At 42.1% G+C, this 7,809-nt stretch carries 13 protein-coding genes; 2 read left to right on the top strand and 11 right to left on the bottom strand.

Translation table 11 applies throughout. From position 1 onward, the window contains the following. A partial coding sequence (locus tag ACFIK2_RS08875; RefSeq protein ID WP_375677188.1) for a lysozyme occupies positions 1-348 on the bottom strand: 348 nt, incomplete at its 3' end. A gap of 182 nt (positions 349-530) precedes the next feature. On the opposite strand from ACFIK2_RS08875, the gene ACFIK2_RS08870 reads away from it, so the two are divergent. After that, complete coding sequence (locus ACFIK2_RS08870; protein ID WP_015857128.1) at positions 531-854, top strand: type II toxin-antitoxin system RelE/ParE family toxin; 324 nt, start codon at positions 531-533, stop codon at positions 852-854. A gap of 12 nt (positions 855-866) precedes the next feature. Beyond that, complete coding sequence (locus ACFIK2_RS08865) at positions 867-1,178, top strand: DNA-binding protein (RefSeq protein ID WP_208439803.1); 312 nt, start codon at positions 867-869, stop codon at positions 1,176-1,178. 60 nt (positions 1,179-1,238) lie between these two features. Here ACFIK2_RS08865 and ACFIK2_RS08860 read toward each other — a convergent pair whose 3' ends face one another. The 10 genes from ACFIK2_RS08860 to ACFIK2_RS08815 form a co-directional block, all read right to left on the bottom strand. Then, complete coding sequence (locus ACFIK2_RS08860) at positions 1,239-1,517, bottom strand: hypothetical protein (RefSeq protein WP_375621864.1); 279 nt, start codon at positions 1,515-1,517, stop codon at positions 1,239-1,241. Next, positions 1,514-2,245 (bottom strand): antA/AntB antirepressor family protein, encoded by a 732-nt coding sequence (locus ACFIK2_RS08855; protein ID WP_375640047.1) that lies wholly within the window; start codon positions 2,243-2,245, stop codon positions 1,514-1,516. The genes ACFIK2_RS08860 and ACFIK2_RS08855 overlap by 4 nt, the downstream gene beginning before the upstream one ends. A 311-nt stretch (positions 2,246-2,556) precedes the next feature. Beyond that, on the bottom strand, positions 2,557-3,870 hold the full coding sequence (locus tag ACFIK2_RS08850) for a contractile injection system protein, VgrG/Pvc8 family (protein ID WP_375677187.1): 1,314 nt from the start codon (positions 3,868-3,870) through the stop codon (positions 2,557-2,559). After that, entirely contained in the window at positions 3,867-4,091 is a 225-nt protein-coding gene (locus ACFIK2_RS08845; protein WP_375640049.1) for a tail protein X, read from the bottom strand. The genes ACFIK2_RS08850 and ACFIK2_RS08845 overlap by 4 nt, the downstream gene beginning before the upstream one ends. Beyond that, positions 4,088-4,468, bottom strand: a complete 381-nt coding sequence (locus ACFIK2_RS08840) for a phage tail protein (protein ID WP_375640050.1) — start codon at positions 4,466-4,468, stop codon at positions 4,088-4,090. Before ACFIK2_RS08840 ends, ACFIK2_RS08845 begins: the two co-directional genes overlap by 4 nt. 5 nt (positions 4,469-4,473) lie before the next feature. Beyond that, positions 4,474-6,543 (bottom strand): phage tail tape measure protein, encoded by a 2,070-nt coding sequence (locus tag ACFIK2_RS08835; RefSeq protein ID WP_375677186.1) that lies wholly within the window; start codon positions 6,541-6,543, stop codon positions 4,474-4,476. Next, the gene (locus ACFIK2_RS08830) at positions 6,540-6,602 is read right to left on the bottom strand and encodes a hypothetical protein (protein WP_375609601.1); all 63 of its coding nucleotides are present in this window, start codon (positions 6,600-6,602) and stop codon (positions 6,540-6,542) included. The genes ACFIK2_RS08835 and ACFIK2_RS08830 overlap by 4 nt, the downstream gene beginning before the upstream one ends. Before the next feature lie 47 nt (positions 6,603-6,649). Further along, complete coding sequence (locus tag ACFIK2_RS08825) at positions 6,650-6,937, bottom strand: phage tail assembly protein (RefSeq protein ID WP_375631916.1); 288 nt, start codon at positions 6,935-6,937, stop codon at positions 6,650-6,652. Positions 6,938-6,939: 2 nt separating this feature from the next. Then, positions 6,940-7,446: a phage major tail tube protein gene (locus ACFIK2_RS08820; RefSeq protein WP_375659760.1), complete on the bottom strand. Its 507-nt coding sequence runs from the start codon at positions 7,444-7,446 to the stop codon at positions 6,940-6,942. After that, positions 7,446-7,809: phage tail sheath family protein (locus ACFIK2_RS08815; protein ID WP_375677185.1), on the bottom strand; the 364-nt coding region annotated here is incomplete at its 5' end. The genes ACFIK2_RS08815 and ACFIK2_RS08820, both read right to left, overlap by 1 nt.

Genomic DNA, 7,809 nt, shown 5'->3' with positions numbered 1-7,809 from the left:
GACAGCTTCATATTCACCTTGATTGAGCTTTTTTAACAGTGTCGAGTTACAAAAGGCTCCTGTTCCTACATTATAGCAAAACGACACTAACGCCGCGAATTGTTCATCTGTTAATGAAACTGTAACAGCGCGTTCAACGACATTTTCAAATTGTCTTAAATCTTGGCAAAGAAGTTCTTCTGCTTGCTTTTCAGTGATTGTCATGCCTTCGTAAATAAAAGGCTTTCCAGCACTGTTTGTATGTCCATAACCTATTGTCCACACCCCAATGGCATCTTTATAGGCGTTCAAACGCAAACCTTCCCATTGTTTAATAAGTGCTAGTCCTTCTGATGATATTTTTCGCATATGATTCTCCATAAAAAAAGCTCCGCAAAAAGCAGAGCTGGATTAAAAAATTGACATCTTTCTCATTCGGAAAGATAGCTTGGTTAAGCTTCATGTCGCTTTTTCATTGGAATAAAAGAAGATTTTTTCTCAACTTTTAATTTCTTTCTTGACAAATATTCGTTTATAAACGAATATACATCATGTTTGAAATACGTCACTACCTTACTTCTGATGGCAAAGACTTGATAGCTGATTGGCTGCGAAAGCTCCGTGATATGCAGGCTAAAACTGCAATTATTCGCCGCCTTAATCGTTTAGAGCAGGGAAACTTTGGCGATTTCAAGCCGCTTCGTGAGGGTGTTCATGAATTGCGTATTAATGTTGGTCCTGGCTACCGAGTTTATTATGTCCAATCTGGAAAGACCGTATTGTTGCTATTATGCGGTGGCAGCAAAAAAACACAAGAGACTGATATCACTCGTGCATGTGCTTGCTGGCGTGATTGGCAAAACCGTGAAGATTAAAGGAGTGCAAAAATGAAAGACCGTAACCATGATGATGCAATGGCAGAAATATTCCGTGATGATCCTGAGTTGGCAGCGGCTACCCTTGATGCAATCCTAGCAGATGGTGATCAGGGTGAGCTGCTTGTAACTCTACGCCAAATGGCCAAAGCTTATGGTGGTGTTCAAGCTGTAGCTAAAGCAGCCAACTTGAACCCAACACAACTTTACCGTACACTTTCAGAGAAAGGTAATCCAGAGTTCCGCAGCTTGAATGCTTTACTGCGTACCATGGGGTTTCGTTTGGCTGTACAGCCTCTTGAACGACCAGTTCCACACGTATAACTTTAGTGTATTAACCCCTCCCCACCTTTAAAGATGGGGAGGAGAGTTCTGTTTTTGAACTTAAGCAACCTTTTTAATGGGGCTCTCTAAATCTGGTTCGTAAGTTCGCAACAAAGAATCCATGCTATGTGGCAGTTCTGAAGCTCCAAAATCTGTCAAAATTGCCAAGATTTTTGTAATATTGGGCACGTCATCTTGAAGCTTTAAAACTAGAACCTTTTCTATTGCATTCATAGTTTGAACCAGAGCACTACAATCTTTGTCGCTCACATTTTCATCATTAGAAAATTGAGATAATGCTATCCATAAATCGCATAAGAAGTTGGTATCTATCTTCATTGTACACCCCCATGGATTTGTTCTCTTAAGCATGCTAATCCTCTGGAGGTAATTTTTGTTGAAGGGAGTACCTTTTCTGTACCATCTGGTTTTTGAATGGTGATAGCAGGGCAGTCCATGAATCCTTTCTTTATCTTATCTTGATAAGGTAACAAGGGAGCTCCTGGAGCCCGTCGATACACCCAATCATGTTTACGTAAGTAATCCGTTAAATCTTTTGGTCGCACTTCAAGCATCTTCGCGGCTTCAATAAGACCGAACAAACCATCAGAGCGCTTTAAACCATCCAAAGCTTTTGCTTTTGGTGTTAATTCGGCAATGGTGTTATCCTTTTGCTCGATTTGGCTTTGTAAGTGATTTAAAACACCAAGTAATGCTTCCGGTTTGGAGTAGTCGACTTGTGGTGTCACTACTTGTTTCAAGAGCCGTTCACATTTGATAAAGTATAAGCGAGCTTCATGTCCTTTGTCATTACGCTCGATCATCGAAAGATGTTTAGCCATGTCTAAGGTGAGAGCATAATCTTTAGAAGGACGTCCACCTGAACTTTCGCTCAAAAAAGAGCAAAAGTCATGCTCTTCTTTAAATTTACAATCTTGAATACGTCTGATAATCCAATCTTTAAAACTGGTTTTTACTTCTAAAAATGCGTGTAATTCGCGAGCGTTAACAGTTTGAACTGTTTCCTGTCCAATTATTTGTTCTGATATTTTTATAAGAGTGTTCATGATGAACTCCTAGATGTTAAAGTTTTTGATTGACACTCAATAGAGAGTGCCGGGTGCTCAAAAACACGGCATCTAGTCCGTCGTTATGCCTTTCCCAAAAGGGTATTGTATAGCATAACCACACCCGACAAGACCTTTATATGCCACGGCATATAATGAGTCAAAATCTTTAATGTTCAGAAGATTGATTATTTCGGCAACCAATCCGCTAGATGTTTTAAGGTGTTTTTGAGGCACCTGATTCGATTATTCATATTGTCGCCACAATGTCAAGCTGCTTTCGAGATTTTTTACATTTTTGCTAATTTGACTTATCTGTCTTCCTCATCCATATGGATGACGCCTTCACCTTCGTCGCATGCGTTTGGTGGGGCGTTTGGATCAAGTGTGTCGTCTTTGTCTGGTGTTGTGTTTGCAACGTTTCCAGCCGCATCTTCTTGCGATGCATCAAAAAGTTCGCACTCTATTTTTGTGGTGTAACCACCCGTTTTATCAAGTTTGTGCTTAACGCTCTTGATGCGCCATTCTGCTGGAATATAGGGGCGGAAAGGGGGCTCCTGAACAAGCTTTGCTTCTGCTTGCACAAACGGATCACCACCGATATCACATGAGAAAGAAGACTTACCGCGTGATGATTTATTGCGATAAGCAGCAATGGCCGCAACAGCCTCTGATTGATTATGGTAGGTGTATTTGAGTTCATGAAACGGTGGGTTACCAACTTTGACTTCTTTTTTTTCACCACTGCGGATATCATGATAGGTTGCAAGAACACCGCCTTTTTTCTCTTTGTCTTCCTCTTCTTTCTCAGGTGTTGTTTCTGCTTTTTGCGATTCAGATGATGATGGTGCTGCTTGATCACTGTCATCCATATGGATAAAGTTTTCATCATCATCAATCTCTTCTGGTTCTCGTGCATCAGCAGCGGCTTTTTGGTCGTCTCCTACATCCGTTTCTAAGCCATTTGCTGCACCTGCTTCATCCCGTGCGCTGTATTTAAAATCCCAAGAGGTGCAATGTTTTTCATGGATAACAACTATGGGGAGTGTTTCACCGGTGATGGCTTTGCCTTCACCCCGTTTGGCGAGCACCAGTTTGCCATCAACGGGCTTTGCTACCGCATCATATTCTTCTGCAAGGCGTGCGGCAAAAGCCATATCACTTTCAGCTGTTTGATCAATATGACGCACAACGATTTTTGCAAGAGAAGGATCAACCTTTGGTGTATAGCCATTACGCTCTGCTATCTCTTGAACAATACTGCCAAGGGTTTGCTGGTGATAGGATTGGCTTTTTGGGGTTCTGTAAGACGTGTTCATGGAGGCGGCGCGCCCTGTCACACTTAAGCTTTGTGGTGGGCTGCTTACAGAGATTTCATCTATCAGATAGGCTCCCATATCGCGGTTTTTTCCGCCTTCATAGCCAAGTGTGACAGAAATAACTGTCCCGATAAGAGGAATATCAAGAAAGCCGTTATCACTGTCACGTGCGCGGTCATCAAGCTCTATAGTGATACGATCACTTTTGTTTTCTGCTTCATCGGTAATTTCAATTGATAAAACATAATCCATGAGCATTCTTGTGATGTCCTCTCCATTTGCCATCACTGTGCAAAAAGGTTTCATGATTGACTGCCCCAAATTCTAATCACCGGTGTAGCTTTAGGATAGGGGAGGGTTGGCAAAACGATTGTGATGCCTGCTTTTAAGATAGGTCCATGGTCTGCAAGACCAAAATTTGCTGCATAGACGCGTTCAACAGCAAGAGCTTGTTGACCCTTGGCATAGTATTTCCAGCAAATGGCGTCAACCATATCGCCTTCTTTTGTTACGTAAAGATCACTCATAGGTCTCCACCATATTCTCTTAACTTTATTGTAAATTCTTGTTTTTTTGGGGTGCCGTTATGATGAAAAATGCTTTGCTTTTCCTCTACAGAAAGAATGACAAACTTACCTAAGATTTTGCCTTGACCAGTCACAAGAATGTGAGGTCCTTCATGTGCCATTTGCCGTAAATATTCGAGCTGTCTGTGACCACCTTTGAAATCTGGATAAATCACACCAGTTAAAGAAAATTCCGCATTTGCAAGGGCAGGCAATTGAAGAGCTGCTTTGCGCCCCAATCGTCCTTGCTCTACCCATGGAACCCCATAAGACATATCAAGTGTTTGATAAGCTGCTGTTTCAATCGAAAAAATAAAACCACCCAAAGCTAACATCATGGCGCTTAATCCGAAAGGCTAGAGGCTATGGCTAAACGTTGCTGTTTTGCATAGCGTTCAAGTGCTTGATTGACAGCGTCTCTGATTTCGTCCTTGAGACCATTGGGGACGGAAATATTTAAATTTGAAATCATCACGCGGGCATCTACTTCAACGGGCTTATGAACCGTAATTGGCTTGGGAGCTTTGAAGGCGCCTACTTTTGTATTTGTAGTCTGCATTTGTCCTGTTTCGACTACGCTTGTATTAAAGCCACTCTTGCGTTTTTCAGGTGGGGTATTTGTAACCACTGCTGTATCCAGCATTCTTTTTGCTCGTGTTTTAGTTTCATCAGTAAAGGTTTTAATGGTCTGCGTTGAAGTCTTGTCTATTGAAACATTAAAGCCTAGCTTTTCTTTCACCCAATTAGGCATCCAACTGGTTAATTTATTCATCATATTGCCAAAACCGTTATACAGATCATCCCATTTGCTTTTGATGCCCTCCCAAAGCCCATTAATAAGATTGGAGCCTACTTCCATTAAATCGACCCCAAGCAACCATTTAATCAATGCATTTATGCCTTTTGCAATCCAAGAGAGGGGTGAAAACTTTTTAAAGAGACTAAAGAGGTTACTGAAAATGTTACTGCATAAATTAGCCAAAGAACTCAACAAATTTCGTAAGAAATTCATGACCGTATCCCAATTTTTATAAAGCAGATATCCAATTCCAATAAGGGCTGCAATACCAGCCATTATCCAGCCTATGGGGGTTGTCATGATAGCAACACCAAGCGATATAAAAGCAGAACCAACAGCGGTTATTGCTGGAATAACTGAAGCTATAAGAACTGCTCCAACCGCGGCTAAAGATGCTGCTACCCAACCATTGAGTTTGTCCCAATATTGATAGAGGACAAAGAGCGCTGCAATGCCACCCATTAACCAACCGATAGGTGTCGTCATAATTGTGATACCAAGGCTAACAAACGCTGCTCCCGCTGCGGCTAATGCGGCAATGAGTGGACCAAAAATGAACGAACCAAGTGCCACAAGTCCTACCTTGAAAAGGGTTATTTCACCAATCAACGGCTCCATCCATTGGAACCAGCCTTTAATCCTCTCTGTGAGATCACTGATGCCTTTTCTTAAATCAGAGGTAGGATTAAGCAAATCATTAAGGACTTTTTTTAAGGTTTTTGCCCAGCTCGCAACGGTTGTTTGAATGAGGTCGCGGTTTTCATCAATCAACTTTGAAAAACCGTCAATCATATCATTAATCACGGGCATGAAACGCGCGCCAATAAAGCTCGCGATACCGCCTATTTTTTTCTTAAAGGCACCAAGCTTGTCACTTAAATCTGCTGCATAGCGTGCAACATCGGCACCTATCAGCCATTTTCCTTTTCGCGCCTTTGCAAACAGTTCTTTAATGGGTGCCATGCCTTGTGCAAGCATGGTCGCCATTTCTTTACCATCACCCCCAAACAGCAGAGCAGCAATATGCTGTCTTTGTGCTTGGCTTTTCATCTTACTCATCTTGTCGGTAATTTCTTCTAACAAGACAGAAGTGGATTTGAGTTTTCCAGAAGTGTTTTTGACAGAAATGCCAAGCGCTTCAAAGCCCATCATTCCTCTTTTTTGTCCGGCATATGCTTGTGCTGAACGCCTATTTAAAACCGCTAAGGATTGTTGAAAAAGTTCGGCAGAAGTGCCTGAATTATCGGCTGCATCACCCCATAATTGAAGTGATGCAACACTCATATTTAAATGGTGTGATGCGTGATAAAGACTATCTCCCAGATGCATGGTTTTCATGGTGAGGGCGGCTACACTTGCCACAAGACCACCACCAGCAAGCCCCAAGACACCAGTAAAGACTGAAGCACGGCTTGCCGCCACTCCAAGAGCACTTTGAACACCATGAAGGCTTTTTGTCATGTTTTTGACAGCAGCAGAAAAGCGCGGAATACCCAAACTATGTGAGAGTGTTTTAGACAATGTATCGAATTTTTTTTGTACACGTTTAAGAGGCGCGGTGAGTTTGTCTTCAAGAGACAATTTTACCTTTGCATCAGCAACTTTTTCACTCATTTTGTTTTACACCTTTCTGCTGCTTGGTTTCGCCAGAATATGAGTTCTTGTGGTTCCATTGCCATCATGTCTGAAAGGGACCAATGGAACACAATGGTAATATCGGCTATGAGTTTAGCGGCGGTTTCCCAGTCGAGGTATCCCGCCGCTTGATAAAAGACTCCAAAATCTCTCCAATGCTCGACAAGTCATTAATATCGAGTTCTCCAACCGCTTCATGTGCCCATCCAGAAAGGCGTGCGATCATAGCAATTGTTTGCTCTATGCCTTCTTTTTTGTCGATTGCTTGCACATCTTTTGTTTTGGGGCGCTGTAAGGTAATTGTGGTGTGCTCTTTTCCTTCAAAAGTAACAGGTATCAATAATTTATGTGTAATGCTTGTTTGGACTGTCATTTTTATAATCCTATATTTTCTCTATGGTCTGCGAGTTGATTGACGCCATTGAATTTTCTCACCAAGTTGAGGACATCTATCTCAACGATTTCAACGTCCTTCTGGACATATTTGAAATACTGCAATGTGAAGGTAGTTGTGGATGTTGCTTTGCTGCCCGGTTGCCATTCTGCCATTTCAAAGCCTTTGCATAGTCCTCTCATGGTAATGACAACACCTTCTGCTGGTGTGCCTTGCGCTTGCATTGAACTTCGTAATGAGATATCGACATCAGTGCGCCCCAACAGTGCCATTAACTCTGGAGAGCAATCAGAAATGGTCATGCTAAGCGTGAGGGTTTCAAGACCAAGGTCAACTTCAATGGAGCTATCCATGCCACCGCCGCGATAACTTTCAACAACCAAGTTCAAATTCGGTAATGTTACGCTTTCACATTTTGCTTGATAGGGAATACCGTCGACAAAAATGTTAAAATATTTCAAAACTCTTGGTAAAACGGGGATAGCCATTAAAAAATCTCCTCTAAATAATCATTCACAATGCGTGAACGGAATGTGATGTGTTCTGCTGGTGTTGTTGGTGTGAATTCGACATTGAAATAAACTTTTCCGCCTTCAATAGCGCTTGCTGTATTCAACTCTAGATCAGGCGTACAGCGCCCACCAAGAATGGCGCCTTGTGCTTTTAAATCACGCAAATAGGCATTGACGCTTTCACTCACGTCACTCATGTAGGTTTTTTTGATATTACGATCGACAGCCCATAGATGCCCGCGCAAAATGGCGTCATTGATCATATCTGCGGTTCTCACCACCGATAAGAAAGCAAATTTTGTATCACTTGAAAGGGTGCGATTACCCCAAAGACGATAA

Origin of the sequence: Bartonella sp. AP88XZML (assembly GCF_042195565.1) — a bacterium.
Classification (GTDB): Bacteria; Pseudomonadota; Alphaproteobacteria; order Rhizobiales; family Rhizobiaceae; genus Bartonella.
Note: the sequence above shows the minus strand (reverse complement) of the source record. Positions and strands in the feature narration are given on the sequence as shown.

Coding starts and splice junctions, on each gene's coding strand:
- ACFIK2_RS08870 (WP_015857128.1), top strand. CDS start 531: ATGTTTGAAATACGTCACTACCTTACTTCTGATGGCAAAGACTTGATA.
- ACFIK2_RS08865 (WP_208439803.1), top strand. CDS start 867: ATGAAAGACCGTAACCATGATGATGCAATGGCAGAAATATTCCGTGAT.
- ACFIK2_RS08845 (WP_375640049.1), bottom strand. CDS start 4,091: ATGAGTGATCTTTACGTAACAAAAGAAGGCGATATGGTTGACGCCATT.
- ACFIK2_RS08860 (WP_375621864.1), bottom strand. CDS start 1,517: ATGAAGATAGATACCAACTTCTTATGCGATTTATGGATAGCATTATCT.
- ACFIK2_RS08855 (WP_375640047.1), bottom strand. CDS start 2,245: ATGAACACTCTTATAAAAATATCAGAACAAATAATTGGACAGGAAACA.
- ACFIK2_RS08825 (WP_375631916.1), bottom strand. CDS start 6,937: ATGACAGTCCAAACAAGCATTACACATAAATTATTGATACCTGTTACT.
- ACFIK2_RS08840 (WP_375640050.1), bottom strand. CDS start 4,468: ATGATGTTAGCTTTGGGTGGTTTTATTTTTTCGATTGAAACAGCAGCT.
- ACFIK2_RS08820 (WP_375659760.1), bottom strand. CDS start 7,446: ATGGCTATCCCCGTTTTACCAAGAGTTTTGAAATATTTTAACATTTTT.
- ACFIK2_RS08835 (WP_375677186.1), bottom strand. CDS start 6,543: ATGAGTGAAAAAGTTGCTGATGCAAAGGTAAAATTGTCTCTTGAAGAC.
- ACFIK2_RS08850 (WP_375677187.1), bottom strand. CDS start 3,870: ATGAAACCTTTTTGCACAGTGATGGCAAATGGAGAGGACATCACAAGA.